Source organism: Sphingomonas sorbitolis, from assembly GCF_036663875.1.
In the GTDB taxonomy this organism is placed as follows: Bacteria; Pseudomonadota; Alphaproteobacteria; order Sphingomonadales; family Sphingomonadaceae; genus Sphingomonas.
The window spans coordinates 521,245-547,217 of record NZ_JAXOJS010000005.1 but is presented as its reverse complement, the minus strand read 5'-3'; the positions used below and the strand labels follow the sequence as shown (position 1 = coordinate 547,217).

Here is a 25,973-nt window from a genome sequence, read left to right as displayed (position 1 = left end):
CAAAAGCGGGGCGCGTTTAGCGTTTAAACTGTAAAGTCGCGAGTGAGTATACGATTCTCTAGGGTGTCTTTTCGGGACGATCGTCAGAATGCGACGTAGACTTAATAATCCGATGCCATAGCCTTCCGATATGGAAGCCGAATCGCAAAACTTATCTGAAAGCTGGATGAGGCCAGGAACGCTCGACTGGGCACAACGAGCAGCGATCGTCGATGCGCTAGAACATTGTCATTACTGCTGCGCAAAGGCTGCTAAACGTCTCGAGTGCAGTCGATCGACGCTGTATCGCCACGTTGAGGCGTTCAAAATTCCGACGTTGAACGTCAAGCGCGGAAAAAGGCCTGTGAAACATCTGCACACACTCGGAGAACCGCCCAAACGCGAAGTTATAGTCCTACAAAACGGTCAGTATCTGCTGATGAAAGTTTAGAACCGTTTTCTCACGGTGAGCGTCAGTGCATAGAGCGGTTTTTTTCGTTCACGCGGGTAGTTTGCCCGAATCGGTTGACCGTACATAGGCTCCGCTAATGGACAAGCCTAAGCCGAAGCCTAGCGCTGGTCGACGGGACGCGGCAGCCAGCCCGGCGCCGGTGCTTCTCGTCCCGGACTGGTGCACGTCGTCCGCACCTTTATGGGGAGCCTCCAGCAAGTCTGGACACCGACGATTGCCGAGCATACGCATCTTAAGCTCTTTCTAGTTTTTACAGTGATCGGTAAATAACCCCGTGGATGGTAAATTAGACGACATAACGGAGAACGCGGGATCGAAAATATTCTCACCTCTCACTCAAATTAATTTAGAGGCATCCGCAACCACCGAGGTCGACTGGGCTGCGAGCACCAGACAATCGATCAAGGCGGTGCGCGGTCTGATGGTTCTGCTCGTCATTGCTGCGCATTGGGGCCCCTTCTTCATTGATCATGCCGGGCGGCTAAAGCCGATCCTTGATATGCTGACCAACCCGATATTCCGTTTGGGCACCCCCGGGTTCGCGCTAATCTTCGGTCTGCGAATTGGGTTCAATCTCACGTCGAGAGAAGCCAAGAGCAAGGGGTATATTGCGGCACAGATGAAACGATCGCTTCGGCTTCTGGGTCAGGGCATAATAGCCTTTGCGGTTGTGCAGTATTTTGCCCTTTCTGCGGAGGGTGTTCCTGCCGGTGACTGGCCTCAAAAAGCTTTTTATTCGGTTCTATCATTTTACTTTGTCACGGCTTTTGTGGGCCCAGAAATCTTTCCCAAGCTGATGCGTAGCAAAAACGCCATTGGTATATCGCTAATCTGTGCAGCGATGTGCTTGCTGACATCGACATTGCTCCGGAGCATTTGGACCACGCACGCGATCGGTTGGCTCCATTTGCTGCAGTCTCTGACGCTCGACAAATACGGCTTTTTCGAAATGATGTCGTACGTTCTCGTCGGGTTCGCAACGGGAATATGGCTCGAGCGGAGCAAGCAGCTTCACACGTCACTACAGTCGATGCGAATCGCTGGAGCCGGCCTGCTCATTGCCGGCATTACGATAAGCATATCGACCGGCATGGTGGACCGCTGGTTCACCAACTGGGCCTATGATCCCGCCCATCCGATGCTGATTGCGTATATCGGCGTCTTCTTCATGCTGATCGCGGTCGCGGCCGAAGCGAATGTGAGGCTTGGCCCGGACACTCTCCCGCGACGGTCATACAAAATGCTCTGCGTCTTCGGCACCTTGTCGTTGAGTGCGTATGTCGGGCACACATTGGTCATTCCCCTGGGGAACATTCTTGCACAGGCCGGCATCTCGCACCTGGCGGCAGTATCGATAATGGCGACCGGGTTTGTCATCCTGTTCTCGGTTAGAACCTATCGGCGATACCAGGCGATTTTCGTCAGCCCCGAGGCAGCGCAAGCGGAATGACGAAACGATGGCCGTTGAGAGTCAATACTCTGCCAGATGGCGTGCTAGTCCACTTCAAGGACGGAACGAGTGAGCAGCTAACGGTGGTAGTCGTTGGCTAGCCCCCCGAGGCTGACAAACGTACAGGTCTGGCTAAAAGCGGCTGAGATCGTCGAAGCGCATGGCCACGCTGCTCACAGAGCCGTACTCGACTCCCTTGGTGATATGGTATTGACGCCGGAGGGCTGCGACGATTGGCGTCGCGTCGCGGATGCCGTTGATAGGATCTTATTTGCGCTCCCGCAGTAGCGTGTCACTGGTTTCTGCATAGGCCCCGGATCGTCGTAGCTGGCGAACGATCCCGTTGAACGAGGCGGTAACGCTCTGACTGCGGCCGATCTCGTTGTCCTGCATCGCCCCCTCCCAGAACATCACCAATGGCCAGCGCTCAGGACAATGCGACCAGAGGCACCGCAGTGCTAGACGAACGGCAACGGTGTCGACCCGGCCGGCGCTCTTCTGATCAAGCGTCGACCGCAGGATCTGTACGGCCAGATCGACAGTGATTCGCGTTTGCCGGTGCATCCGCTTATGGAACGCAACGGGAACAAGGTTGCAAGAATTCGATATGGCTGGCGATGCCAACTCTGCACAAGCAATTACGACGACGCACTGATCGAGCACGTCGCCGCCTACATGTGGGAAAGCCGAATGGGGCAAGTCGAGGATCGCACGCCATCAGCCGATGCCGGAGCGGCATGGAAAACGGCATTTCGCGAGATGGCGGTTGCCGCCCGCCAAGCACTCACCATTTCCAACTGACGCGCTATGCGAGAACGCGACTCAAAATAAAATTCATGGTTCGTTAACTTACGATAAGTTTGGCGCGCTTGTTGAGCCTACCCCTAGCGTACCGAAGGGGATTCCTATGCAAACCCTTGTCATGACAGTGCTCATCGTTTGGCTTGCCTGCTCGGTACTGTTATTTATCATGCTCGGAATAGTGACGGTGGTCCAAAGCCTGCCCAAGCGGTAGCCACGCGAGCCCCATGACAGCGTTATCACATCAGATAGATCTTCGGTCACGCGACCTGCGGCGTCACCTCTGCCTTGGTAAGGGACGCCGCGACACCCACCTACGCCTTGACCAGTTCCAACCGAATGTTTGCCGCTGCGCCTGCGGACTTGTCGACAAATACCTCTGTCACGGTCTGCGGATCGGTTGGCCAAGTGAAATCCACGAAACCACCAGGCGCCAGTTTGCTGGTCGCCCCGTACCGTTTAAACCCTTTGCTGTTCACCGCGAGCATCGCTGTGATGCTTCCCGAGCCGATCGCTCGTACGATATACCGGACGCCGGGTTCAGGGTTCAGGTTCCAGTTCTGTTGCTTGTACCCGAATAGGTCAGCCTCACTATGTGTGTTTAGCAACTGGCGGATTGTGCGTGGCTCTCCGGTCGGCTCGGCCCGAAATAGATCGGTCGATGCGTCGTACTCGCCAAACGATCGTGAGCCGCCGTAGCCTTGCCATGGACCGCGCATCGACAATAGGTTCGTTGAGCGAAACGGTAGGGGAGCATAGGGCTTACCATCGCGATCTAAAAATCCACTTTGTGCTATAACTTGCCGCAAGCTTGCTTTGATCGCTTGCATATCAGGGCTAAATGCAGCCGTGTACTTCCCGTTGACGTAGCTTTTGTTCCAGCCACTCCCGATCTCAGCGTAGAAGTTCAACGAACCGACCGTTGCATCTACGATATACCCGCCATATTTTTTAAGTGTCCGGGCGATAGTCCTCGATTCCGGTAAGCCGAGCTTGTCAACGTCGAAAGAGGCTGGGAGCATTAACAGCCGGCCCATAGCGAAGCGTTGCCCCGTCAGTCCCTTGTAGGTGCTGGCGCCGGTGTAATCCTGTAAAGTTGCAGGCCAAACAGGCCCGGACATGAAAGCATTTTTATCCATGCCAATCGCGAGAGCATGTGGCACAATTTCGAGGCCTAACTCCGACGCGAGGAGAAGACCACCTGCCGTTGAGCAACCGGCGGCTCGTACATTATCAGGATTTGATACCGTACCCCAGCCACTCCCCTGCGCTGACGTGCAAGCGTATTTGCACGCTCGCCAAGTCCCCGCCGTACGACGAAGCTGATAAAAGCTATGTAGCTTACCGTCAAACAGGTCCAGAATTTCGCAGTGACCGTCCTGACCAGTCGCTGGCATGGTTGCCGCCGGAAACCTAGGAATCGTAACCGCACCGGCCTTAAACTGGTTAGCTATTTCGTCCGCAACGACTGTCATTGGACTATCGTTTGCCGCAGCGTGAAAAATTTTAGACGAGTAGGCACTTTCTTCGATCCAAGGTATCTGTTTCGCGACAGGCAGAGTATTGTTCCCAAGCTTGGGTTTGATCGGCGTCAAATTCCACGGTGATTGCGCAGAGAATAGGTTGGCTGCTGGGATCGTACGTAGGGCCGTTGGCGCCGTAACAGCTTCCGACCCCGATGCCGTGATCTCGGGTTGCGTGCTGCTTGATCCGTCTACGACTGTGATGCCGTTGGATTCAACCGTTGCACTGCCAGTGTCACTCTCACTGCCAGTGGCATAGCTACTAGCATATGCTCCCGCTGCAAAAACTGGTGCGCTCGCGAGAAAAGCGAGTAAGCGTCGTCGGTCGAACCCGGGCAGCTCTGTGGTTGAGCTCAAATCGCTAAAATTTTCGTCGTGGTCTACCGCGATCATAAATTACCCCTTTGCTCACCGTGAACCTAGATCTCTGACACGACGGGATTCACAGGTAAGCAAATACAAATCGCCAAGTTTATCCTCGGTAAAAGCGTATGGATAACGTACATTAGCCAAAGCTTGGGGAGTTTCGGCCTCTTCGACATTTCGCTATGATGGTTCTCAACCAGCAGCTAAAATGAAAGCTTACGTGGCGTCATCTCCGTCTCGGATGACACGAAAACGATGCGGACCGTGAAGGCCTCGGAAGTATCTCGTCGTTGGCTAACCCGATGGTCTGATTGCGTTCTGCGCAACTGCTTAGCACGAATTTGCAATCGCCACTGACATCTCCTCTGCGCATCTTAACCATGTGTTAATTACGATCGTTCGGAGAATGTTGAGGGGGATTTCGCATGAAAATCGGCTATTTTACGAACCAGTATCCCAAGATCAGCCATTCGTTTATTCGACGAGAAATCATCGCGCTCGAATATCTGGGAATCGATGTAACCCGATGGGCGATCAGAGGGTGGGATGCTGAGCTAGCGGACCCGTCGGACATGGAAGAGCTGAAACGCACTAGGTACATTCTAGGCGGCGGCGTTATTCCGTTACTTACCGCGACCGCATCCGAATTAGTGCGAGCACCTAAACGATGGCTGAAGGCGCTGTCGCTTTCTTTAAAAATGATGAAACGATCGGACCGTAGTTCTCTATTGCATTTAATATCCTTTTTTGAGGCATGTCATCTTGCGAAAAGCTTGCGAAATTCGGAAATAGAGCATTTACATGTTCATTTCGGTACCAATGCGGCCGAAATAGCTATGATATCAAGCGCGATATCGAGTATTCCATATAGTTTGACTGTACATGGCCCGGGTGAGTTCGACGCGCCGATAGGTATGAAATTAAATCTAAAGATTACACATGCGGCATTCGTAATCGCCATATCGGAATATTGCGCAAGCCAGCTATACCGATGGGCAAAAATCTCAGACTGGACGAAAATTAATATCGTCCATTGCGGATTATCTGACGTGTTTTTTGATGAGGGTATTAAACCCATTCGAGACATTCCCCATTTTGTAAATATAGGCCGCCTTGATCCTGAAAAAGGGCATCTCGTGTTGGTCGAGGCAATAGCGCGGTTACGCGATAGGGGGACACCCGCGCATGTAACAATCGTTGGAGACGGGGTTCTGAAGGGTGAAATTCAGAAGTCTATTGAGCGGTTGGGGGTAGCTGATTATGTTACGCTTGCCGGTTGGGCTAGCGAAGCTCAAGTTCGCGATCATATCATTGCATCGAGAGCTATGGTGATGCCAACCTTCGCCGAGGGCTTGCCTGTCGTACTGATGGAAGCGTTAGCATTAGGTCGACCACTACTCGCGTCGAATATCGCCGCTATCGCGGAATTGGTGATACCAGGCAAGACCGGGTGGCTGTTCGCAGCCGGATCGGTTGATGCGGTAGCAGCAGCAATGGCTGAATGCATGGCAGCGCCAATCGAAGTCTGCGCTCAAATGGGCGAAGCTGGTAAATCTTTGGTTCGCGAGCGTCACAACGCAAGCGTGGAAGCGCGTAAAGTTTATAACCTTATCGTTTCGAACACCCAAAAAGGTAACGCTGGCCGAGATCGTGCCGAGCTGCACGATGGTATCGCTTGCCTCCCATCTTCAGATGTCATCGTGTCCGCTTGAAACGGTCAGGAAAAGGAATGAGGCTGGCGTCCGTCACGGCGCCATCTCTGCCTTGGTGAGGGACGCCGCGATACCTGCCACCATCAAACGATCAACGTACGCTTTCTGACAGCCCTTTGCTCCGTCAACAGATCCAGCACCCACGCGAGCGTCGCGACGATCGCCAAGATCATCGCATTCACCGCGAGGTAGCCGGCATAGGTTGGAACCGCGTATTCCCACAGACAAACCAAAGCGTACGTCGCAACGATACTGGCAGCAAAACAGTACAAGCTGTTCCGGCCAATGGATGCCAGTATCAATAGCGGAAGTGAGGTTAGGCAATTTCGAAGCACCGCGAGCGCCGAGGCATAGAACGAAATGAGCAGCGCATTCCCGATCAGAAGCGCCCCTCCGAGGAAGTAGCGGCTCGACCAAGGGATGCCGTAACCATACCCTGCCCACCGGCTAACCCGCTGAACGGTAATAAGCGCCATAACACCGAGAAGAACATAAAACACGATTGGATGCTTCTCTAAGAAAGAAAATACCGGTTCATGAATACGACGCGCGCCGAGCAGCATCGGAACGAAAAATAGAAGCTGCCAGGCCAGCGGATTGAACGGAAGATGAAAGAACGAGACCGCATCGCGAAGCGAGTGCTTATGCAGAACCGCCCAAACCGCGAACGATATTGCCGCAAGCGCGATCGGTTGCCACCTCGCCAATGCCATCGCCAGTGGGGTGAACCCCATGAAAATGACGTACAGACCCAGAACATCGATGAGGTTGGGAAAGCGATAGAGCATCGCCGCATCCAAAAACACGCCGAACGGGGAGCCCACCATTCCGTCGAGTTTGTTGTAATGGACTAAGGCCGATGACGATAGATAAGCGAACGGTGTTACGAGTAAGATAGTAACTAGCGCCACGATATAAATCTTCACCGCGCGCTTCAGAACGAGACGTCCACCATCTGCTTTACGCAGATACACCATTCCGATCATGTATCCCGCAAGCGTCACGAAGATTTCTGCGGCCGACGAAATTCCATAGTAGCTCGGGCTCGGTATCTGCCAAAGCCTATGCCAATCTGTCAGCGGAAATACCGCCTCGGTTACGTGGTCAACGACCATAGTGATCATTGCGATACCGCGGATAATATCGAGCCGCGGGTCCCGCATGGATTGGACAGGTTTCAGCGAATGGCTCGCACCTACCACAGGCTCCGCATATTCAGCTGATGCGTAGTTGACGGTCAATTCTTAGCCCCTTTGGTGCACTGCAGCATCCAAGCGTAGGGCCCAAACGGCCGCTAAAGCTAACCTATTTTAGCCTGGCTCGTACCATTCTGGGTTAGTTGTAAATAACTTAATCGAGATCGACGTATATCGTATGGTGCTTCACTGTCAGCTCGGCTCCGAGGGTCGCTGAAGCACCTGTAGGCTTGCCGACGAACGCCTCAGTCATCGTCGATCGACGCCGTGCCCAGTGAGAGGTTATCGACAGCGATCCGACTTGGTGGTTGCCGGGTCGAAGGTGGCGGTCAGGGTGCTGCTCATCACGACTTCATCGAATATGGAAATTCGTAAGGATCAGAGGGACCATAAAGGGCCAGCCATGGCGCAAGAAGTGACAGCGGGGTGTGGAACTCGAAGTCATTGGCGCTGTTTTTGCGGTCTAGGATGGCGTTGAACAGGTCCACGGTATTCTGGTTGTTCAGTACGTTGCCGTGGATCGCGAACTCGGCAACGCCATTGACCTTGATCGCTTCGTCTATGTGGCTCATCGTCTGCGCGATTGCGGTTTGCGTACCGGTGCCGAGGACGGCCACGTTCATGCAAACGTGCGACATCCGATCCCGGAACGGGAACGTCTCTGGCTGCAACATTGGCGGTAGCGTGTTCTTGACCGCGTTGTTCTTGAAGCGCTGGATGGTGCGGGCGCCGGTTGCGATCTTGGCCGAGCGCGAGTTTGGGCTGCCGGCGTTGACGCCCGAGTGGAACGAGTCGTCAGCCGCGTCCTCGTACCAGCCCTTGTGCTTATTGTATTCGCGCATGCCAGTATATTCGGTGACATACGAGGGATAGTCCGGCTGGGCTGCTTCTGTGGTCCAAGCCTGCGTGCCCGACTGCGTGCCCTCAGCTCGCAATGCATTGACCTGGTCGGTGGTCATACGCGCCGGGTATCCCCGGTCATACCCGTTGCCCGACTCTACGGCGCCGGGGGTCATGAAATACGGAACTACTAGCCCCTTAGCCTGTGCCATCGGACGGAGCACCGTGTACGGATCAGCGAAAGCGTCCGCGCACTTGAAGATAACGGCCGCCTTTGTCCGCGGGTTTGGCGTGAAGGTGAAGTCGCCAATCTGCGCTTCAAACGCGGCCCCCTGCCCGTCGCCAACTTGGATTTCGATGTGCGTAACGGCCGAAAGATCGGCACCAGTGCCGGTGATTACGACCCGGCTGGAATGCCAGCCAGCCTGACAGAACACGCCACCATCGAAAGCTTCCGCGAAAGTACCCGTGTTGTAGGCGACGGTCGAATAATTGGGCGAAGGTGCGGCAGGAGTTCCGGCAGACCATAGGTTAACCGTCACAGTCATTTCGGTAGAGATGCGCTTCACCCAAAGGCCAATGACGCCGTTGCGCATGTCCCAGGGCGTGCCCAACGATGCGCGGCAGGTGGTCCGGTTGTACGTTCCGTTGACCTTCATCGACAGGACGTTGCGGCCATCGATCGAGTCCGGCGACTGCACCACGGCAAACCGCGTAGCGTCCGTATTGTAGCTCACCAGATCGGATAGCGCGCGAAGTTGCTTAACCTTCTTGGGGAAGTTCGGGTATTTCAGAAGGTCGGAGGGCGTGGGAATGACGCCGCCAGTGATAGGTGTTCCGATTGACGCGAGCACGCCAGCGGCCGCTCCAACCATCACGACGCTATACGGCAGAAATAGTCGGCGGGTTAGGTTTCCAGTACCGTGCTGCAGAACGACCTCCGTCATCATGCCGGGATCCAGCGCGCCGCCTGCGGACAGCGTTCCAGCTTCGGCAGGGTTGGCGGCTGCAGCTACACCCGCGCGGACAGCAGCGGAAGCTACTGGGTCCTCGACCGCGAGCCGCGCCGGTCGCCTGTCTGGAAACCGCGGGTCCCAAAGGAGAATGGTCTTCATGGATTGGCCCCTTGGATCAGTTGGCAGCGGTGGTGGGTGCGACCAGCGCGGTTCGCGGGCAGTTCCGATCAAGGATCGATAGCGCCAGCTGTGCGGCATCTCGCGCGATCAGCGCGGCCTGCGGCACCGGGCGGCCGGAGAACTCGAGAACCGCGACAGCCTCGATCGCGGTCGAGTAAGCGGTACGGCGCAGTTCGGCGCCCTTGCACACGTCGAGGTGCGGGGTTTGCGCACACGCGGATAGGCTCGCCGCGCAGAGCGCAGCGGTCAGCAGTTTCTTCATCGTGGTCCTTTCAAGGGAGCGGAAAAGTTGGTTAATTTTTTGGGAACACAGGCGGTTAGCCAAGCGTCAGATCGATGGCGGCACGATAGGAGAATTTGATGCTGGACGACTCTGAGAAACGTGCCGATCATCGGGAGGCGTTGAAAGCGCCACAAATGAGCGGGCTTGTCATTGGAGCACTCGCTGGCGCGTTGGTCTGGATGTTGATCGGCCTGATCGTTTCTGCACTGACCTGACGGTTCGATGGCCGTGATGAGCGCGACAGTTTTGCTGCTCGGGCAAGATTCTAGTTCCACTGCCCAGCAACCAGGGCCGTCTGGAACGACATGGCGTACCCGGCGACCTTCTCCGCGCGATCAATCCCGTTGATGATGCGACGCGCTGACGTGAACTCGACGACCGTCGCTGGACCCTTCGCCGGCAAGTAGCTGGCGAACCGCTTCCCGGTGAACCAGCCCTCGGTCATGCCGAGCACCATGATCTGCGCGGAGATCTCGGTCTCTAGCGCCCGATCATAGTTCGCTGTCAGCGCGCCCTTTAGCCCGAGCTCGGCGTCGGCGCGCTCGTAGTTATAGTCGTGCGTCAGCTGGACATCGCCACGGCCGTACGCGACTTGGCCGCCATGCTTCCCCGGCTTGCCATATGGATAGTTGCGGCCGCGTCCGATCTCTGGAACCGGCTGCATCTTCTGAGCGGTCTCGTGAAACGAGGTGGCAAGCCCATACGCCACGTACGCGACGGGCGAGCCCTGCGCGGCAAACGCGGTAAGCTTCGCCTGGATGCCCTCGACCTGCGCTTGCGTCATCGTCCCGAACAGCGGTCGAATCGTCGCGAAGAATTTGTCCGGCGACGTCAGCCCATGCGCCAGGCGCGCAGAGGCGGTCGCAGGCTTTGATGCCGTCGGCATGTTTATTCCTTCCATAGTGATTAGGGTTAACATCGCCTCTGAAGGGCGGGCCTAGACGCGGTGGCCGGCAACGCTCCCACCGTGCCGGCGCAGGTCCATTGACTAGTCCTGCAGGCGGCCAGCCTGTTTGTTTTCACAGCATGTTTTTCAGACAGGTTGGCCGCCTAAACCACGGAGGGCTTCCGCTGCGGCCGCCGGATTTTCTGCCGTCGACAGGATCGTAGCCGTTCAACGTGAACCGTTACTGTGATTGCGCGTTAGGTTGCCGCTGGACGTGCCAACCTGTTCCAGCCGGCCCGCCTCGCGTTCACACGGCGCTTGAGGCGGGCCGTTATCCAAAAATTGACGTTATATTGTCAGAGGTGCTGCGGGCTTAGTGTCGCCCACAGGACGGTCCCTGCTCATCGTGACGCCCCCCGGTTGGTGAGCAGGGCCATCTTTACGTAGCCGGCTTGTCAGTCTCGACGCCAAATACCGCACCAGCCTTCTGCAGGTACTTCTCGGCGATCTTGAAGATGCCTTCGCCAAGCACGCCAAGACCTGCGCCGTAGAGAAGCCCGCCGAGCGGCTCGGGGCGCATCGCGATCACGATCGCCGCGGATACCGCCAGCGCCATCCCGGTGACCGGAATGTCGAGGCTCCAGCGGTGCTCCTGCCGGACGGACTGCGCGGCACCGATCCAAAACCGCGCGGCGAAACACGCGAACAGCGCCGCAATCATCCCGGCCGCCTCGAACGGATAGCCGAGGAAGTGCCAGATCACTGGCACCGACGTCGCGATCGTCGCGCCCTTCTCTGTCAGCGCAGCAGCGGCAACAGGTAGTATAGCCGCCATCGTTGCGCCCCCTTTGTAGATGCCCCCGCCGTCGATCATCGCGTGGAGACCACGCCGATCGCGGCGATCAATGAGAAGAGACCGAGCCACAGCATGCGCCGGACCATCGGCCAGGCGAGCCACATATCGATCGGGAACGGCTCCTTGCGCTGCTGCTCAATCATGCCCGGCTCGGAGCAGATGTAGAGCATCAAGCCCGAGACCCCGCAGGCGACTGCGAACGGGTCGAACAGGCGTTTGATCGTGGCGAACATGCCCGTCATCACCGGGTCGCGTGGATCATAGCCCCACAGCGTCAGGGCCTCCGCGCCGCATCGGATCGTGATGCCGCAGGCGAACAGGATGCCGAGCGCGCGGTAGATCCAAGCCGGCGACAGCCACACGTCCAGTCGCCGATGCTTCCAGGCGTCGCCCGCCAGCTTCACGACGACCATCACGCCGATCAGCGTCGCGACCGTCATGACGGCGAGGTTGATGACGACGAGCCAGCCCATGCCCTCAAAGCTGGGTTGAGCGATCGTGCCGGGTCCGTTCGCGACCGCCTGGGCCGCAAAGCTGCTAGTCGCCATCACTCGTCTCCTCGGAAGTAGCGGGTACCCAGATCGCCGTTCAGGATCGCGTCGACGATGCGACTAATCACACGGTCGTAACTCACCCCGTAGCCCGAGTGGCTGAAGTGGTTGAACTGGCCGGGCATGTAGAGAGCATCGACGGCCGCTGCCGGATCAGCCTGCTGTACCGCGGGCTCCAGACCAAACCGACGGAAAGCCCAGTCGCTATCCCCGAACACGGCTGTCGGCTTTCGGCGGCAGAGATCACGCAGCCAGGTGTTGCCGTGGGCGAACGTGCGAACGCCGCGGGTAAGGATGCCAGAGCCAGTCCAATCGATGGGATCAGTCAGGTCCGAGCCAAGCGCGTTGCGGATATCGGCAGCGCTGGCTGGTGCTGGCTTGAAGAATGGCCAGCTTACAGGCGTATCGGTCGGGAGTTCGCTCGCCAGATCTACCGTGCGAAAGTTTGGATGCGGACTACCCAGCACCACCGAAAGCACGCCAGCGCCTGCATCAGCGTCAAGGTAGGACTCCATCCGCGCCTGCATCAGGGGGAAGGTGTGCCGCATGGTCAGGTACCGGAAGAACATGTCGTTCATCAGTGGGATGTAGAGCTTGATCTTCCGCGGTTGCGTCGCGGTAGAGCCCGCCGCCTGAGATCCGAAGTCGAGGATCGCTTGGCCATTCACCGACCGATTGTCCGCCACGGCTCGCACGCCCGCCTGACGACGGCGCGCATTGAACTTGGTGCAGAACATGTCGACCGGCGCGTCGCCTGCGACTCCGCCGAAGCCGTTGCCGATCGACGAGCCTACGCACTGGACGCCGATCTCGCGGACGGCCGCTGCGATCGTGCCGCCGGTGTTGGTGACGGTGCCGTATGGGTTGGCGATCAGGTACGGCCGCAGCATTGCCAGGGGATCGGGATCCGATTCGGTCACGATGTCACGGGTGCCGGACAGCACGAAGTTTCCGCCGCCGGCGCTGTACTGAAAGGTCGCGATCTTGCCGAACGGAAGGTCGCCAGCTGCGAGAGCGGTGCCGCCGCCGTCACGAACCATGCCGCGATCGAGACCGCCTGCGGTGAGACGCCCAGGCCCGGTATTGTCCTTCAGGATCAGGACATCGAATTTGGTCCCGTCGCCCGCATTTGTGACATCGGCCGTCAGGATGTTGGGATTGCCATCAACCGGCAACGCCGCCGGCGCATGAATAAGCGCTTCCGAGATGATCGCGGAGACATGCGCCTGATCCTGCACACTGCCGACCAGATCAGCCGCGGCAGCAAGCGTTGGGCCGATCAGATCCGCGGCATCGAGATTGAGGACAGTGACCTCGGTAGCTGCGATCGTCAGCAGCGCACCCGAAGCCGGAACGCCCGAGCGCGCCCCGTATCCCGGTGCCCGGCTCGCTGGCGCAGCGTCGCTCCCATATGTCGACGCCAGGATGATGAAGCTGCCGACCAGCCGAGTCTGCCCCGAAATTAGCAGCGCGTAAGCGAGCTCCGTCGCGTCGCCGCGTTCGCCCGCATAGGGCAGCCCGAACAGCGTCGTCTTGTTGATCCGGATCCGGACATCGCTTTCCGGCAACCCGTCGACAATCGTCACCCCGGCGAGGCGGACGCCCTCGGCGTTGCCGTTCGTGACCTTCGCGAGCGACACGAGCGGAGCGCCCGGCGTGTCAGGCCCAAGCCGGATCTCCATGACGAGGCCTGCCTCGGTCAAGTCCGCGCCACGCACGCGCAACGGAAACTCATACACGTTGTCGTTGCGCCAGGCCGATAGGTCCAGGCGAGCTGTCGTTGCCATCGATGTCTCCGATTATTTTAGGGTTCAAGCGCCCTGATGCGGTCTTCAAGCGACTTGATTTGTGCCGCCGTGTACGACGTCGCGCCGTTGCTGATTTTGCCCGTTGAATCGGCCGCTGTGGCAGTCGCGGCGCTCCCCGCCGTTTCAGCGTAGCCGATGGTGATGGGGTAGCTTTCTGGCACCGTAAGGTCCGGGGTTGGCGGGGCCTTGCCGGTCTTACCTAGGCAGAACGGATGTTTCGCCGCAGTCTCCGACCGACACGTAAGGGTCACCCCCATCGTGCTGCCTTCGATCTCGCGGTTGCGCACGACGACGTCGCGGTTGTTGAGCGACGCCTCTGGGATGTCGACTGTCAGGCAATCGCCTGGGCGATAGCCGATCGCATAGACCTTGGCCGGCAGCACGATCCCGTCGAGTTCACGACCGTTCCACATCGCGTAGAGACCAAGCTGCACGCCCTGATCGACCTGCTGGACGAGCGGAAAGCTCAGTTCGGTAGGACGGCTGCCACCATCAGCCGTGACGTATGCGGGGATTGCGACGGCATCCAGCGGGACCTCTTCCCACCCATGCGTCTCCAGCCGGACGCGCGCGATCACGGTGTTACGGCGTAGGCGGCGCGAGGCAGTGCCGGGCGCGTCGATATCGCCGGTGATGTCGTCTGACGTGATCCTGCCGATCGAAACGCGAGGCGCGGAGTAGGTGCACGACAGCTGCGCGCCGACTGGCATAACCTCACCGCCACCCGCCTGGGCAATCATCTTCAGGATGTCCCAGCTGTTGTCCGAGTTCGTGTAGACGATCCCGCCGACCTTCCAGCCGTTGGCGTCGCAGACGTTGGCCCAGTCGACGAACGGCGCCATGTCGATCCCGCCGATCTTCATCCCGCCACCGGCGACGAGCACTCCGTTCTGGATGCGACCGAACGCCCAGGTCAGTGCATGAAGGGCCGGCGACTCGGACCAGACATAGGTCGCCTCATTACCAAGGCGACACGACCCGCTCCCGCCGGGGTAGGTGCTGTCGAGCCGGGGATCGTAGACGTAGACCCCTTCGACCACGCGACCGCGTTGGGGTACGCCGTTCGGATAGACCTTGCCCTTCTCGTCGAACTTCAGCGTCCAGAGGTCGGCCGCAAGGCCGGAAAGCTTGTGCGCCGCGGTCCAGCCCGGGAAATCACCCTGCGGGCCCGCCAGCGCGCGCGCCTCGGGTGCTGCGCCCAGCTGCTGATCAAGCCACATATATCCGGCATACGCGCCACCGATGGCGGTGCCGTTCAGTGAGACCTGGACCTTGTTGATCAGCAATGGGCCAAGGCTGCGGACTGGGCCGATACTATGCACCGTGACCCAGCTTTCGAGGCCGTTCTTCGGCCCGTAATACTGGCGGTGAACGACGTTGCCGCCGGAGTAACTTCGCCCGATCACCACGGGCATGCCCGCATCCTTGTCGATCTTGAACTGGGTTGCGCTGCCGCCGATCGTGCCTTTCGGCGTACCGGCCGCTAAGGTCAGCACAGCGCTCGCAGCACCCGCGATCGCACCGACCGCAGTCAATGTCGCTGCCGAAACGCCGAGGAACCCAGCCGTCGCGCCAGCCGCCGCACCAGCCCCCGCGGTCGCACCGATCAGGCCTGCGCCTGCTGCGGCGCCGACACCGGACGCAACCAGCGCGACGGCGCCGATCACGAACGCCGCTGTCCTGAGAGTCTTCGACATCCCTAGAGACGCCAGGCCGCGATGAACTGAACCGGCTGCAGGATGTCCGCGCCAACGAGATCCTCGTGATAGCCGAGCACGCGACCGTTGCCGACGGCGATCGTCAGCGCGCCGTCGAGGGGACCCTCCCCAGGGATCATGACGATATCCGCGACCCGCGCCGCGGCTGGCGCGACCCGCTCGAGCCCCAAGCCGTCCAAAGCACCAGCGAGCGTGTCGTAACCGGCCCGTTTCAAAGCGAGCAGCGAACCCGCGCCAGTCTTGTACGATCCGGCTTTCCCCAGCTGCGGACGATGTCCCATCTTACGCAGCACGAACGCGGCCATCCGCACACAGTCGTTCTTACCCAGTTCCCATGGCTCGCCCTTGAATCGGTCAACCGCGGCTTGCGCGGCCTGCTGCCGCCGGATCATCTCGATCATAGACCCATGGCTCCCAGGAATGCCGCGCGCGTGGTGCCGGTGATGACGCTGACCGCCGAAAGAGGCTTCTCAACGCCCCAGTAGCTGGTGCGCTCGATGCCGGTCATGTTCGCGAGACCAAGCTCACCAGGCGCGACCAGCTGATGCCAGGAATCCGACAGGCGGGCACCGATCTCCTGATCGTGAAACGGCTCGAGCGCAGAGGTGCACCGCCATTCGACGGAGCGTGTGCCTCTGCCAACGCGCAGGCGCGGGACATCGAGTTCCCCAGCGAACAGCTGGATCGGTTCGGGCAGGGGCAGGCCGGTCACGCGATCAATTACCGCCAGCCAGCCATTGACCAAGCCGCCCTGCGCGGTTGCAGCGGTGAGTTCCGCTGCGGCCACCGCGCTGGGCGGCACGAAGGTCGAGCACCTGCATCTGGAATGGAAGGGGCAGGCGATCGGACAGACGCCGCCACCGACGCCGCAACACGACCGCACCGCTCTCGACGATCGTACGCGCCGCCTGAAGCTGAAGGCCGTACAAATCATGACGCCCGCTGGCGTCGCAGGACTTGGTATCGAAGTGCTGGCGAGCGATCTTGTTCAGCCGGTCGTCGATGACGCCGTTGCGGTAGACCTGGAACGTGATGCCGGTGCCGACGAGGTTGTTAGCGATCGTGGCGACGCCGCGCGCGGCGAACGGGTTGTTGCGCACGAGATCTCGGGCAATTCCCCGAAGCGCCGCAGTGACTGCTGGCGAAAGCTCGCCGTTCGCGTCTCGCTGCGTACGCCGCCAGCCCGCCGAACGGCGACCGAAGGTTGCCCCGTCATATTCAGCGCGCGCGCCTCGACCGCGAGCAATGCGCTGTTTCGGCGCTGCCAGGGCGGGGGGCGTGGCCTGCTGCGACTGCCGGCGAAATAGCCGGTCGATCAAGGTGCGATCGGACAAGGTCAGAGCCCGCTACGATAGTAAGGAACGCGACGACGCATCACACCGCTTTTCGCGCTGGCCTGCATCTTGATCTGCGCATCGACTACTGCGATCGCCGCCGTGACGGCCTCGACGGACTGGAAGGTCGTTTCGCGACCGTCAGCGAAACGCACTTTCTGCGCGCCCATGGCGACCGCCAGCAACGACTGGTGCAGCTTATCGAGGTCGGATTGCTGATATGCCATGCCTACCTCCTTCGGTTGCTGGTGAACGGGTTCGTTTTCGCCCGCTTGGCCTTCGGTGTCGGCTCGCGAGTTTGATCGGCGCTAGTCGAGAGCCATTCCGGCTTCGGCTTTGCGGCGCGGTCTTCGGCTTTTTGCTTCGCAACCGCCTGGGCGATTTCAGGATCGGTCGAGGCCGCGGCAACGACCATGTTCAGCCTCATCCCCAGCTGGAGAAGGCCGGCCAGCGCCGCCATGGCATTGACGCGACAGTCGGTTGCCTCGTTTGCCTTGCCCTTGGGGCAGTCCCAGACCTGGTAGACACGCCCGCTCGCAACTTTCGGGACGAGGCGTTCCGCGGTCAGCTGCTCGTACCAAGCCAGTTCGCGCTTGGTGCTGAAGTGCATGTAGCCCGGCCCGGGATCGGTAAAAGTAAGCCGGGCGCGCAGCGTGTCTTTAGCCGAATTAACGCCGATGATGATCGGCTTGAACGTTGTCCGGGTCCGGTTGCTCGGCTTGACGGTCGGCCATAGCGGCGATCGCTTACCCGTTCGATCCGATGCGCCCTTGGTCGCCCAAACCTTACGGCCGAGACGGGCCTTGGAAAACTCGTAGACTTCCTTGGCGCGGTGACCGCCAGAATCAATGCACGTCGCGTCGACTGCGAACTCCCGCCCGTCCGCGCGTTTGAACGTTCGCAGCAGCTGACGATCAACTTCGTCCCACGTCGCCTTCTTCGACGTATCGCCCTCGACAACGACGTAGAGCAGCGACCAGCTTTCCTCGTTGGCACCCCAGCCGACGAACTCGAGCTCTACGCGATCGTCCTGGGTATCGCCGCCGACCGTGATGACGCCTACACCGTCGGGTACCTCGGCTGCCCAGTTCTCCGCGCGGGCAGCCAGAAGCTCGGCGACAACCTCCTTCGACGATGAACGCTTATGCGGCTTGCCCAGCTGGGTGTTGTCGAACTTCACCCGCTTGTCGGGATCGTTCTTGCTCGCCAGCCACTTCGCCGCGATCTTGGGCGGCGCGTCGTTCGGCCAGGGGCTGAACACCTTGCCCGCGGTAAAGCTGGCATGCTCGTTCGACACTGGCCAGCTGCCGCAGTCCGGGCAGCGTGCCCGGTACACGGCATGACGCGGCCCTTCCCACCAGTCCCACGTCAGCGCAACCGCGTCAGAAGCAGGATCAGCTTTCCAGACCTCGGCATATTGCGAGAGCGGATCGACGTGCTTGCCGCAGCAGCGGTAGCGTTTTGTCTGATGCCAGCGGATCGTGCCGAGCGCGGTGAGCCGCTGCCCTTCGTTCCACCCGCACCCGCAGGCTTCGCACAGCACATGAGCAGTCCGGGGATAATGCGCGGTGACGTTGCCGTCATCGTCATAGTCCTTGTTCCAATCGATGTGCTTGAAGAAATCGAGGAAGTTGCGGTGCCCGCATTCCGGGCATGCAACTGACGCCTGACGCTGATCGCCCTCCAGGTAACTGCTTTCGATCAGGCTCTCGCCCTCGATAGTCGGAGAGCACGCCCGCACAGACAGCGACCCGACGTAGGTTGCCATGCGCTCGTCGGCGAGACCGATCGGATCGCCCTCGCGGGTAATCGGGTATTTGTCCGTCTCGTCGCAGAATACGCGCTTGACCGGGCGACGAGCCAGATTGTCCGGGCTGCCTGCGCCCGCGAGGGCGAGGAAGCCGCCGGGAAACGCCTTGTAGAGCAGCGTCTCTTCAGCGGACCGGGTCTTCTTCGTCCCGATCAGCTTGCGCAGGACCGGCGTGGCACGAATGAGCGGCGTGATGCGCTCCTTCGAAAACTGCTCGGCAGCGGCCTCCTTCGGCTGCACGATCAGCATTGGGGCAGGATCAAGGTGCACGAAGAATCCGACCGCGTTCTCGATGAGCGCGGTCTTCATCAACTGGGTGCAGACCATCGCCGTGATCGTCTCGACACCGAGCTCGGTCACCGCGAGCATCGGCCCGCGCGCGATCTCTACGGTTCGGGTCGACCAGTCGCCTGACGTCGATCCCGCCTCCGGGGCCAGCTTGCGAAACCGGTCGGCCCATTCGGGAACGCTGATCCATGGCGGGGGCGTCATGCCCCGGCGCCACGATCGTTCTAGCCGTTCGTCCTTACTCGGCGTTTGCGAAGTCGGCTTCCGGCTCGCCGAGAGACGCGAGGTGCTGCTGGACATGGTCGTTCAGCGCCTCCAGCAGCGGCTCGACAGAGATCCCCAGTGATGCAGCGATCAGCGGCGAGACGCGCGACGGCCAGTTGAGCCAGGCATCTCGCACCGACCGCGCCATGTTGAACAGCAGGGTCTCGGCGACTTCGAGATCGACGACGTCGCCGGCCTCGCGTCGGGCTGCCAGCAGGCTTCGGGCGGCAAGGCCGTTTTCCTTTACCCGCTCGGCTTCGCCGGTGAGGGCGAACCTGCCGGCGAGCACCTCGGCGATGAAGTCCTCGTCGTCGAGACGGAGCGGATCAGGCGCGGGGTCCTCGGGTGCGGACACTTTTGTGCCGCGCTTGGAAGTGCGGACAGAAGGTGCGGACATTTGCACAGTGTCCGCACCTTCCGCGGCCCGCCGGTTTGTCCGGCGCCAGCCGGTTCCAGCAAGCGCACGATCGAGCTTGCCATCAGCTGAAACCCGCAGTTTTCCTTCACTTATTGCCCGCCGAACCAGCTTGTCGCTGCACCCATCGATGCGGGCAAACTCGCGAATGCTTACGGTGTCGGAGGGTGCGGACATTTTAGGTGCGGACCCCTTTGACGATCTGTAGCTGGGGATCGTTCACGCCTTTGCCCCCCGTATTACCCAGGATGCCAGGAAGGACCCAAAGGGCCACCCCGGCCCTTTCGTGATCGTGCGCGGTAGCGCAATAATCGTGCGCGCAAACCGGGTCAGGTTAGAGGGTTAGCGTCAGTCGTCTGTTTACTTGGAGGCGGATGCCGGCTCGCAAATCCGCTGCGGCTTAACAGTGTCAGGCTCGCCTTCCCTGCGGGTAAGGATCGATAGATTTCGGCACTGTCCCCGACCGGTATCTTCTGCGGCGCCAGCTACTACAAAACCATGCGCGCCAGTTGCGAGATCACCCCACTCCTGCACTTCGCCGGTTGCCATTGCCAGCTGCACTGCCTTCGCCACGTCCCCCCTTTGCGCGGGTTGCGCAACGTCACGGTGCGCCGAGGTTGGGGCAATCAGACCCGGAGCAGGCAGGGATACAGTTTGAGAGGTCACCCTCGCCAGCGGGGGGCGGATCAGCGATGCGCGGTGTACTTCGGGCTTGGCGCTGGTGACCGCGCGCGCCTTGGGTACGGCGTCCGGGACCGGTACAACGACCGAGTATACCGAACGGGCGCTAGCATGCTGGGTGGCTAAGCCGATCGATACCACCACGAACATACAGACTGCAGCAGATGCTCCCAGGCGCCAGCTGATCAGCGGCTTGGCAGCGTAGGAGTTGCAATCGCCGGTGTGCCGCTGGACTACCCGTCGATCCCACGCCTCGAAACGAAAACGACCAAGCTCAATGCTGAAGCCGCGCTCCTGCATCAATGGTGGGATCGGGTAGACCGCGCTCATAAAACCCCTTCGACGACTGATCGAAGGCTAAGCCGTGATCGCGACGATTACGAGGACTATCACACCAGACCAAGACGATACCGCATGGAACGGCCATCTAGACCGCACAAACAAAGCTACTCGAAAGCACGAAGAGGTGACGGAAACAAGCTTGCCATACCGCAGGACAGTTGCCCGGAGCACTGCTCCCGGGTGAAGGACGAGGGTGGCTTGCCACTGCGCTCGTCACGGTCCGCTTATGCGGCGATTGGCGAGCTATGTACCTCATCCGTTCCAAGTAGCCAAGCCCCGATCTTCATGTTGATGCCGGCAAAGGCGACGAGCACAAACTTGCCGTCACCATCTTTCACCACCTCACCTGACAGCCCAGCGCCAGGCCCCTCTTTGACCTTGACGGGCTGACCGATCGTGAACGCCTGACGCTGCCCCATCTTGGCGGCGCGCTTCCCCCGCTCTTCGATGCGCCTGGCTTCGGCGATCTCTGCATCACCGATTGTCGGGATGGCGCCGAGGTATCGGAACACCGAGAACCCGGGATGCTCAGAGAAGGGCAGAGCGGCAAGGCGTGCCAGGTCGTCCCGCCTATCTGCGCGGGCAAAAACGAACGTCGGCATGATCGGAGCGGCATATTCGACCCGCTCTCGGGTGCGACCGCGGCGACGGGTCAGTGTCTGCACTGGACTCCATACGTCGAAGCCGGCTGCCTGAAGCGAACCTACTAGCGGCAGCGTACGCGACGCGCCGGTTCGAAGAATGCACCAATCGTTTCCGCGGCCCATAACCTCAGCCCTGCCTATGTTCGAAAATGTAATGGGATGCTTCGCTCGAATGCCGATTTGCCGCGTGTCGTGCGTTGACGGGTCTCGAACCATGGAGATCGATATGACCGACAAGAACGCGCCTGAGCCCGTCGACAACGTCAGCATCAAGTCCGGAGATGCGGATCGAACTGCAGACGGTTTTGGCAAAGGCGAAGGCTACTCCGGAGACGAGTACGACAGCGCCGACCATGCCGCCGAGCGCCACCTGCAGAATCGGGACGGCGCTCACGACGCCGGAGCCGACGAGCCTGCCGACGGTCGCGACATCCCGCCGGAAGCCGGCAAGCGTGCCTACATCGATAACAAAACCGGCGAAGTTCACGGCAGCGGATCGGGTGCTGGAGGCGGCAACGCGGGGGAGGACATCGATCTCGACACGTCGCGGAGCGGTCCCGAGGAATGACCAGGGCGGGGAGCACGCAGCGATCACGCGTGCTCCTCCAGCTTCCGCTGCTCGGCCGGCGGTCCGGGTATCGCCATCCGCCGGTACCGTTCGGCGGTTGACCGACTGGCCTCCCGGGCCTCATCCTGCGCCGCGACTGCCGTCCGCAACCGGGCCTCGATCCACGACACCGGCTCAGCTCGGCCGGCGGCACTGAGCAACGCTGCGTTGGTCGCCTGCTCGCCGTGAGCGTGGTACCACTTGGCAATCAGGGCCCGCGCCGACTTGGCCGCCAGCCCCCCTGCCCCCAGCAACGCCACGCCAGCGTCGAACAGAGCTTTTTTCGGATCGCTCGACGACGCGACAGCGTCAGTAGATTTATCTACTGAACTATCTCCTCCCTCCTTCCTCTGGCGGGACTTTTCCCCACCGGTGGGTAACTGGTTCCCCACCGCTTCCCCACTAGCACCCCCTTTACGGCCCTTTGGTTCCCCACTCGCCTTGGCTGAAGGTGGGGTAAGTTCCCCACTGGGCGTAGCTGGAGGGGTGTCGAGTTCCCCACCGTCGCGTGTTGAACGGGCCTCGATGTTCACCCAGTTCCGAACCGCTTCCGTCTGCGGGTAGGTCGAGTTGGGCTTCTTCGGGCGCTGGTACTGGCAGAAGTTGCGCACGGCGCCGTAGCGTTTGCCGCCAGCCTCGTACGACATGATGCAGCGTGCTTCAGCCAGCTCGTTCAGCAGCGCGACGGCATCGACGCTGTCCGCCGGCAACAGCCGCATCTTGAGCTTGACCGGCGACCACTCGAACGAGCCCATGTCGTCGCATTCGTTCCAGATGCCGAGGAACATAAGCCGCGCGAATGGCGACAGCGAGACATAGGTCTCGTCGGTCCAGAGGCCGGGATGGATCGATCGAATACGCGCCATTATGCACCTTCCCTGGAACTGTAGAAATCGCTGCCGCGGACGGCTGAGTTTGCGCCGAAGAACCAGCCGAGCGCCTTGCCGGAGGGGCCGCTACGGCGCTTGGGCACGAGGAACTCGACCTTGTTGCGCACGGCTTCCATGTCGGTCCGCCACGCCTCGTATTTGGCGCCGAACTGGTCGTCGGGTTCCTGCTTCTTCAGGTATTCCTCCTCCCGGTAGACGAAGAGGATCACGTCAGCGTCCTGCTCGATCTGACCGCTGTCACGCAGGTCGGACGGCATCGGCCGCTTGTCCGGACGCTTCTCGACGTCGCGGCTGAGCTGCGCCACCGCCATCACGACGAGGCCTTCGGACTTGGCGAACTGCTTGAGCCCGACGCTGACCTCGCTCGCATGCTCGTACGGCGACATGCCCTTGCGGCTGTGAGCCATCAGCTGGAGGTAATCGACGACGACCAGCTCGAGCTTCTCCCCCTTGGCGGCGAGGCGGCGCTTATGGCTGCGCGCCTGGCGGATCAGCTTGGCCAGCGTCAGGCCCGACGTTTCGTTGATCTCGATCGGCAGGTCGTCGAACCGCGCCTTGGCCGCGATCATCGCGTCCATCTCGTGCGGGCGAACCGTGCCGTCGCGGACGTGTTCGTAGGGGACGCCTCCGCGGGGCGAGAAGGTCATATCGGCAAGCATGCGGCGCGTGAGTTCGTCCGCGCTCATCTCGAGCGAGAAGATCAGGACGCCGTGTCCCATTCCGGCCGCGCCGATCGAGTATGACGTGACGAGGGATGTCTTGCCCATGCCGGGACGGCCACCGACGACGACCAGGTTCGACGGGCGCAGCACGCCGATCGCGCCGTCGAGCGAGTTGATGGTGCCGCAGCGGACGCCGATGATCGGTTTGCCGAAGCTGTCGATGACGGCCTGCGCATACTCTCCGACAGACGCCTGTGCGGTGACGACCTGCTCCGCCAGTTCGGCGACGGCCTCGTCAGCATCCGCGACGAGCTCCTCGCGCGTCACCGATAGGTTGCGCGCTGATGCGACGACGTCCTTCAAGCCCGCGACCATCCGCCGCCGGCTCGACAGCATCGTGATCTGGTCGAAGTACGCCTTGGTTCGCGCCTTTGGGCCCGCATTGAGATTGGCGGCAGCGAGCACCGAGTAGGCGCGGGGCCATTCACCATCCTCGGCGAAGTGCGGTGCCAGCGTCACCACGTCGACCGCGCCGGACGCCGACTGCTCGATCATCTTGCCGTAGATGCGACCGTACAATGGGACCGAGAAGTCGGCGGGCCGGCAGCGATCGGCGACCTCGTCGATCAGCCGGTTGTTCGCCAGCAAGTCGCCGAGAAAGCCGATCTCAGCTTCGACGTTGTGAAGCGGGCTGGCGGTCTCGGCTGTGGCGAACTGCTCTTCGAACGCGCCGCTCATGCCCTGATGCCCCGGAGCTGGTCGTTCCAGTCCTTGAATCCCTCCGCCGGCCACATGATCCGGGTCGAATAGCCTTGCTCGATCAGCTCCTCCTCGACCTTCTCGACAGCGGCGCGACCGGCTGCATCGTTCTGCCCAGCGATCACGATCGAGACGATGCGGCGCGGGTATTCAATGTACGGCATCATTGCGGTGCCCAGCGTCACCCAGACCTCGGCACCGAGTTCCTGCGCTAGCGAAAGTCCATCCTCAGGGCCCTCGGTCACGATCAGCTCGTCGCCGACGCTGTCGGCGTCCGAATTGATGCGCAGTGCGCCACCCTTGATCCGGCCCAGGCTTCGCTTGGGCTTCTCCATGCGCGCCTTCTGTTTCCCACCGTCGGCGAGGAAGATGCGCTGCAGACCGATGAGGCGGTCGTCGCCGTCGACCACCGCTCCGACTAGCGCTGGTAGATCAGGGCCGCACTGGCCCGTATCGTCATCGTACCAGGCAGGCGTCCTCGCGAACCGGATCGTGTGCGGGATCGGCATGACGATGCCGCGGCCGCGCAGGTAAACCTCTGCAGGCGTGCCTGGGGCAGGCACCGCGCTATCCCAAACCGACTGCGCGCGATCGATGGCGCGCTGCCGGTCACCTTCGTCTTCCGCCGCCGCCTTAGCCCGCTGCGCCGGATCCACACCGGGCAGACTGGCGGCACCCAACCACTTCATCGCGTCGAGGAAACCGATGTTTTCGGTCTTCATCACGTACTTCACGATGTCGCCCGACGCGTTGCAGCCGAAGCAGTGATATGTGCCCTTGGCATCGTTCAGCTGCATCGATGGCGTGCGCTCGTTGTGAAAGGCGCATAGGGCGCGTTTCTCGTTCTTGCCGGCGCGGACCACCTTGCGAGTGCGGGCGACAACGTCGCTGATGTTATACCGCTGCTTGGCCTCGTCGACCGCCTGGCGGAAAGCGGCGTCACGCTCGGCGCGTCCAGTGGAACGGCTCATTGCCCCCTGCCCTTCTCGGCTGCGATCATCTCGAGCCAATGGCATGTGATCGCATGCGCGCGTCGGATCAGCGCCTCGTGTGGCGCGACCTCCTCGACCGTCGTTTCGCCGTCCAGTTCGGCGCGAATGATCGACGGCAGCAGCGTCGCGAGCGTCACGGATGCAGGATCGTCGCCAGCGCATACCGATCCGGCATCCGCCCAGCGGCCGCCGACCAGCGCGAGTAACGGATCCGCGAACCGCCCTCCCCACTCGTGGCAACCGGCAAGAAACGTCGGCAGGTCAATCGGTGACGCGGTGTTGGCATACGCCGCCGCCCGGTCCTCCGACTTGCCCAACACGCGACCCATATCGCCCCAGGTTGCGCCGTCGTCGGTCTTGATCGACGTGATAACGGCGTTCTGCGTATCGACCGCGGCTGACGCGGAGAACGTACGACGGCGTCCGTGGATGTACGGTGCGTTCATGCGGCAAATGCCTCTGCATGGTGAAAGACAGGAAAGCGCGGCAACGGATCGACCTGACGGTCATCGCGATTGCCAATCTGATCGCAGCGGTCACGGACGCCATGCGCAACGCTGATCTCGGGAACGACGTCGTGCACGGCTTTCTCGACGAGCTGGATCATCTGAACTGGATGACGATCCACGGCACGCCGGCGCGGGTGCTGAACGACATCATCGAGGTCGTGCGCGGGACGGTGCCGATCAATGATTGAGGGCAGGATCA

29 protein-coding genes are annotated in these 25,973 nt (G+C 60.7%); 7 read left to right on the top strand and 22 right to left on the bottom strand.

The window, feature by feature from the left end:
- Window positions 1-130 precede the first annotated feature (130 nt).
- Entirely contained in the window at window positions 131-430 is a 300-nt protein-coding gene (locus tag U1763_RS17550; protein WP_332756212.1) for a helix-turn-helix domain-containing protein, read from the top strand.
- A gap of 295 nt (window positions 431-725) precedes the next feature.
- Window positions 726-1,901, top strand: coding sequence for an acyltransferase family protein (locus tag U1763_RS17545; RefSeq protein WP_332756211.1), 1,176 nt, complete (start codon window positions 726-728; stop codon window positions 1,899-1,901).
- A gap of 267 nt (window positions 1,902-2,168) precedes the next feature.
- Here the strand turns inward: U1763_RS17545 and U1763_RS17540 are convergent, their stop codons facing one another.
- Window positions 2,169-2,465, bottom strand: a complete 297-nt coding sequence (locus tag U1763_RS17540; RefSeq protein WP_332756210.1) for a hypothetical protein — start codon at window positions 2,463-2,465, stop codon at window positions 2,169-2,171.
- 6 nt (window positions 2,466-2,471) lie between these two features.
- On the opposite strand from U1763_RS17540, the gene U1763_RS17535 reads away from it, so the two are divergent.
- Complete coding sequence (locus tag U1763_RS17535) at window positions 2,472-2,702, top strand: hypothetical protein (protein ID WP_332756209.1); 231 nt, start codon at window positions 2,472-2,474, stop codon at window positions 2,700-2,702.
- Between the two features lie 314 nt (window positions 2,703-3,016).
- Here the strand turns inward: U1763_RS17535 and U1763_RS17530 are convergent, their stop codons facing one another.
- Entirely contained in the window at window positions 3,017-4,297 is a 1,281-nt protein-coding gene (locus tag U1763_RS17530) for a hypothetical protein (RefSeq protein ID WP_332756208.1), read from the bottom strand.
- Window positions 4,298-5,016: 719 nt separating this feature from the next.
- On the opposite strand from U1763_RS17530, the gene U1763_RS17525 reads away from it, so the two are divergent.
- The gene (locus U1763_RS17525) at window positions 5,017-6,303 is read left to right on the top strand and encodes a glycosyltransferase family 4 protein (protein ID WP_332756207.1); all 1,287 of its coding nucleotides are present in this window, start codon (window positions 5,017-5,019) and stop codon (window positions 6,301-6,303) included.
- Between the two features lie 83 nt (window positions 6,304-6,386).
- On the opposite strand, the gene opgC is transcribed toward U1763_RS17525, so the two are convergent.
- From opgC to U1763_RS17510, 3 genes are all read right to left on the bottom strand, one after another.
- Window positions 6,387-7,544 (bottom strand): OpgC domain-containing protein, encoded by a 1,158-nt coding sequence (gene opgC, locus U1763_RS17520; RefSeq protein ID WP_332756206.1) that lies wholly within the window; start codon window positions 7,542-7,544, stop codon window positions 6,387-6,389.
- A 299-nt stretch (window positions 7,545-7,843) separates the two neighbouring features.
- Window positions 7,844-9,454: a hypothetical protein gene (locus tag U1763_RS17515; protein ID WP_332756205.1), complete on the bottom strand. Its 1,611-nt coding sequence runs from the start codon at window positions 9,452-9,454 to the stop codon at window positions 7,844-7,846.
- Between the two features lie 16 nt (window positions 9,455-9,470).
- Window positions 9,471-9,737, bottom strand: coding sequence for a hypothetical protein (locus tag U1763_RS17510; protein WP_332756204.1), 267 nt, complete (start codon window positions 9,735-9,737; stop codon window positions 9,471-9,473).
- Window positions 9,738-9,835: 98 nt separating this feature from the next.
- On the opposite strand from U1763_RS17510, the gene U1763_RS17505 reads away from it, so the two are divergent.
- Complete coding sequence (locus tag U1763_RS17505; RefSeq protein WP_332756203.1) at window positions 9,836-9,973, top strand: hypothetical protein; 138 nt, start codon at window positions 9,836-9,838, stop codon at window positions 9,971-9,973.
- A gap of 50 nt (window positions 9,974-10,023) precedes the next feature.
- Here U1763_RS17505 and U1763_RS17500 read toward each other — a convergent pair whose 3' ends face one another.
- From U1763_RS17500 to nusG, 13 genes are all read right to left on the bottom strand, one after another.
- Window positions 10,024-10,644, bottom strand: a complete 621-nt coding sequence (locus tag U1763_RS17500; RefSeq protein ID WP_332756202.1) for a hypothetical protein — start codon at window positions 10,642-10,644, stop codon at window positions 10,024-10,026.
- 439 nt (window positions 10,645-11,083) lie between these two features.
- Window positions 11,084-11,479 (bottom strand): hypothetical protein, encoded by a 396-nt coding sequence (locus U1763_RS17495; protein WP_332756201.1) that lies wholly within the window; start codon window positions 11,477-11,479, stop codon window positions 11,084-11,086.
- Between the two features lie 35 nt (window positions 11,480-11,514).
- Window positions 11,515-12,048 (bottom strand): hypothetical protein, encoded by a 534-nt coding sequence (locus U1763_RS17490; RefSeq protein WP_332756200.1) that lies wholly within the window; start codon window positions 12,046-12,048, stop codon window positions 11,515-11,517.
- Window positions 12,048-13,838 (bottom strand): hypothetical protein, encoded by a 1,791-nt coding sequence (locus tag U1763_RS17485; protein ID WP_332756199.1) that lies wholly within the window; start codon window positions 13,836-13,838, stop codon window positions 12,048-12,050. Before U1763_RS17485 ends, U1763_RS17490 begins: the two co-directional genes overlap by 1 nt.
- A gap of 17 nt (window positions 13,839-13,855) precedes the next feature.
- The gene (locus tag U1763_RS17480; protein WP_332756198.1) at window positions 13,856-15,556 is read right to left on the bottom strand and encodes a phage tail protein; all 1,701 of its coding nucleotides are present in this window, start codon (window positions 15,554-15,556) and stop codon (window positions 13,856-13,858) included.
- Between the two features lie 2 nt (window positions 15,557-15,558).
- Complete coding sequence (locus U1763_RS17475) at window positions 15,559-15,978, bottom strand: DUF6950 family protein (RefSeq protein ID WP_332756197.1); 420 nt, start codon at window positions 15,976-15,978, stop codon at window positions 15,559-15,561.
- Window positions 15,975-16,322 (bottom strand): hypothetical protein, encoded by a 348-nt coding sequence (locus tag U1763_RS17470; protein WP_332756196.1) that lies wholly within the window; start codon window positions 16,320-16,322, stop codon window positions 15,975-15,977. The genes U1763_RS17475 and U1763_RS17470 overlap by 4 nt, the downstream gene beginning before the upstream one ends.
- On the bottom strand, window positions 16,294-16,911 hold the full coding sequence (locus U1763_RS17465; RefSeq protein ID WP_332756195.1) for a phage portal protein: 618 nt from the start codon (window positions 16,909-16,911) through the stop codon (window positions 16,294-16,296). The genes U1763_RS17470 and U1763_RS17465 overlap by 29 nt, the downstream gene beginning before the upstream one ends.
- Before the next feature lie 2 nt (window positions 16,912-16,913).
- Window positions 16,914-17,138: a hypothetical protein gene (locus U1763_RS17460; RefSeq protein ID WP_332756194.1), complete on the bottom strand. Its 225-nt coding sequence runs from the start codon at window positions 17,136-17,138 to the stop codon at window positions 16,914-16,916.
- A gap of 2 nt (window positions 17,139-17,140) precedes the next feature.
- The gene (locus U1763_RS17455) at window positions 17,141-19,213 is read right to left on the bottom strand and encodes a phage terminase large subunit family protein (RefSeq protein WP_332756193.1); all 2,073 of its coding nucleotides are present in this window, start codon (window positions 19,211-19,213) and stop codon (window positions 17,141-17,143) included.
- A 34-nt stretch (window positions 19,214-19,247) separates the two neighbouring features.
- Entirely contained in the window at window positions 19,248-19,865 is a 618-nt protein-coding gene (locus U1763_RS17450) for a hypothetical protein (protein WP_332756192.1), read from the bottom strand.
- A 183-nt stretch (window positions 19,866-20,048) separates the two neighbouring features.
- Entirely contained in the window at window positions 20,049-20,699 is a 651-nt protein-coding gene (locus U1763_RS17445) for a hypothetical protein (protein ID WP_332756191.1), read from the bottom strand.
- A gap of 236 nt (window positions 20,700-20,935) precedes the next feature.
- Window positions 20,936-21,376 (bottom strand): transcription termination/antitermination protein NusG, encoded by a 441-nt coding sequence (gene nusG / locus U1763_RS17440; RefSeq protein WP_332756190.1) that lies wholly within the window; start codon window positions 21,374-21,376, stop codon window positions 20,936-20,938.
- Between the two features lie 205 nt (window positions 21,377-21,581).
- On the opposite strand from nusG, the gene U1763_RS17435 reads away from it, so the two are divergent.
- Window positions 21,582-21,923, top strand: a complete 342-nt coding sequence (locus tag U1763_RS17435) for a hypothetical protein (RefSeq protein WP_332756189.1) — start codon at window positions 21,582-21,584, stop codon at window positions 21,921-21,923.
- A gap of 23 nt (window positions 21,924-21,946) precedes the next feature.
- On the opposite strand, the gene U1763_RS17430 is transcribed toward U1763_RS17435, so the two are convergent.
- Genes U1763_RS17430 through U1763_RS17415 form a run of 4 tightly spaced genes read right to left on the bottom strand, consistent with a single transcriptional unit; the run spans window position 21,947 to window position 25,711 of the window.
- Window positions 21,947-22,828, bottom strand: a complete 882-nt coding sequence (locus tag U1763_RS17430) for a hypothetical protein (protein WP_332756188.1) — start codon at window positions 22,826-22,828, stop codon at window positions 21,947-21,949.
- On the bottom strand, window positions 22,828-24,252 hold the full coding sequence (locus U1763_RS17425; RefSeq protein WP_332756187.1) for a replicative DNA helicase: 1,425 nt from the start codon (window positions 24,250-24,252) through the stop codon (window positions 22,828-22,830). Before U1763_RS17425 ends, U1763_RS17430 begins: the two co-directional genes overlap by 1 nt.
- Window positions 24,249-25,244, bottom strand: a complete 996-nt coding sequence (locus U1763_RS17420; protein WP_332756186.1) for a DUF7146 domain-containing protein — start codon at window positions 25,242-25,244, stop codon at window positions 24,249-24,251. Before U1763_RS17420 ends, U1763_RS17425 begins: the two co-directional genes overlap by 4 nt.
- Window positions 25,241-25,711 carry a hypothetical protein gene (locus U1763_RS17415; protein ID WP_332756185.1) on the bottom strand — a complete coding sequence of 157 codons (471 nt, stop codon included), beginning with the start codon at window positions 25,709-25,711 and terminating at the stop codon, window positions 25,241-25,243. The genes U1763_RS17420 and U1763_RS17415 overlap by 4 nt, the downstream gene beginning before the upstream one ends.
- A gap of 20 nt (window positions 25,712-25,731) precedes the next feature.
- Here U1763_RS17415 and U1763_RS17410 point away from each other — a divergent pair, with 20 nt between their 5' ends.
- Window positions 25,732-25,962 carry a hypothetical protein gene (locus U1763_RS17410; RefSeq protein WP_332756184.1) on the top strand — a complete coding sequence of 77 codons (231 nt, stop codon included), beginning with the start codon at window positions 25,732-25,734 and terminating at the stop codon, window positions 25,960-25,962.
- Window positions 25,963-25,973 lie beyond the last annotated feature (11 nt).

Bases quoted from the DNA above. Each gene is read 5' to 3' on its own strand.
- U1763_RS17550 (WP_332756212.1), top strand. From the start codon at position 131: ATGGAAGCCGAATCGCAAAACTTATCTGAAAGCTGGATGAGGCCAGGA.
- U1763_RS17540 (WP_332756210.1), bottom strand. From the start codon at position 2,465: ATGCACCGGCAAACGCGAATCACTGTCGATCTGGCCGTACAGATCCTG.
- U1763_RS17535 (WP_332756209.1), top strand. From the start codon at position 2,472: ATGGAACGCAACGGGAACAAGGTTGCAAGAATTCGATATGGCTGGCGA.
- U1763_RS17525 (WP_332756207.1), top strand. From the start codon at position 5,017: ATGAAAATCGGCTATTTTACGAACCAGTATCCCAAGATCAGCCATTCG.
- U1763_RS17515 (WP_332756205.1), bottom strand. From the start codon at position 9,454: ATGAAGACCATTCTCCTTTGGGACCCGCGGTTTCCAGACAGGCGACCG.
- U1763_RS17510 (WP_332756204.1), bottom strand. From the start codon at position 9,737: ATGAAGAAACTGCTGACCGCTGCGCTCTGCGCGGCGAGCCTATCCGCG.
- U1763_RS17505 (WP_332756203.1), top strand. From the start codon at position 9,836: ATGCTGGACGACTCTGAGAAACGTGCCGATCATCGGGAGGCGTTGAAA.
- U1763_RS17500 (WP_332756202.1), bottom strand. From the start codon at position 10,644: ATGCCGACGGCATCAAAGCCTGCGACCGCCTCTGCGCGCCTGGCGCAT.
- U1763_RS17495 (WP_332756201.1), bottom strand. From the start codon at position 11,479: ATGGCGGCTATACTACCTGTTGCCGCTGCTGCGCTGACAGAGAAGGGC.
- U1763_RS17490 (WP_332756200.1), bottom strand. From the start codon at position 12,048: ATGGCGACTAGCAGCTTTGCGGCCCAGGCGGTCGCGAACGGACCCGGC.
- U1763_RS17485 (WP_332756199.1), bottom strand. From the start codon at position 13,838: ATGGCAACGACAGCTCGCCTGGACCTATCGGCCTGGCGCAACGACAAC.
- U1763_RS17480 (WP_332756198.1), bottom strand. From the start codon at position 15,556: ATGTCGAAGACTCTCAGGACAGCGGCGTTCGTGATCGGCGCCGTCGCG.
- U1763_RS17475 (WP_332756197.1), bottom strand. From the start codon at position 15,978: ATGATCGAGATGATCCGGCGGCAGCAGGCCGCGCAAGCCGCGGTTGAC.
- U1763_RS17460 (WP_332756194.1), bottom strand. From the start codon at position 17,138: ATGGCATATCAGCAATCCGACCTCGATAAGCTGCACCAGTCGTTGCTG.
- U1763_RS17455 (WP_332756193.1), bottom strand. From the start codon at position 19,213: ATGACGCCCCCGCCATGGATCAGCGTTCCCGAATGGGCCGACCGGTTT.
- U1763_RS17450 (WP_332756192.1), bottom strand. From the start codon at position 19,865: ATGTCCGCACCCTCCGACACCGTAAGCATTCGCGAGTTTGCCCGCATC.
- U1763_RS17445 (WP_332756191.1), bottom strand. From the start codon at position 20,699: ATGAGCGCGGTCTACCCGATCCCACCATTGATGCAGGAGCGCGGCTTC.
- U1763_RS17435 (WP_332756189.1), top strand. From the start codon at position 21,582: ATGACCGACAAGAACGCGCCTGAGCCCGTCGACAACGTCAGCATCAAG.
- U1763_RS17430 (WP_332756188.1), bottom strand. From the start codon at position 22,828: ATGGCGCGTATTCGATCGATCCATCCCGGCCTCTGGACCGACGAGACC.
- U1763_RS17425 (WP_332756187.1), bottom strand. From the start codon at position 24,252: ATGAGCGGCGCGTTCGAAGAGCAGTTCGCCACAGCCGAGACCGCCAGC.
- U1763_RS17420 (WP_332756186.1), bottom strand. From the start codon at position 25,244: ATGAGCCGTTCCACTGGACGCGCCGAGCGTGACGCCGCTTTCCGCCAG.
- U1763_RS17415 (WP_332756185.1), bottom strand. From the start codon at position 25,711: ATGAACGCACCGTACATCCACGGACGCCGTCGTACGTTCTCCGCGTCA.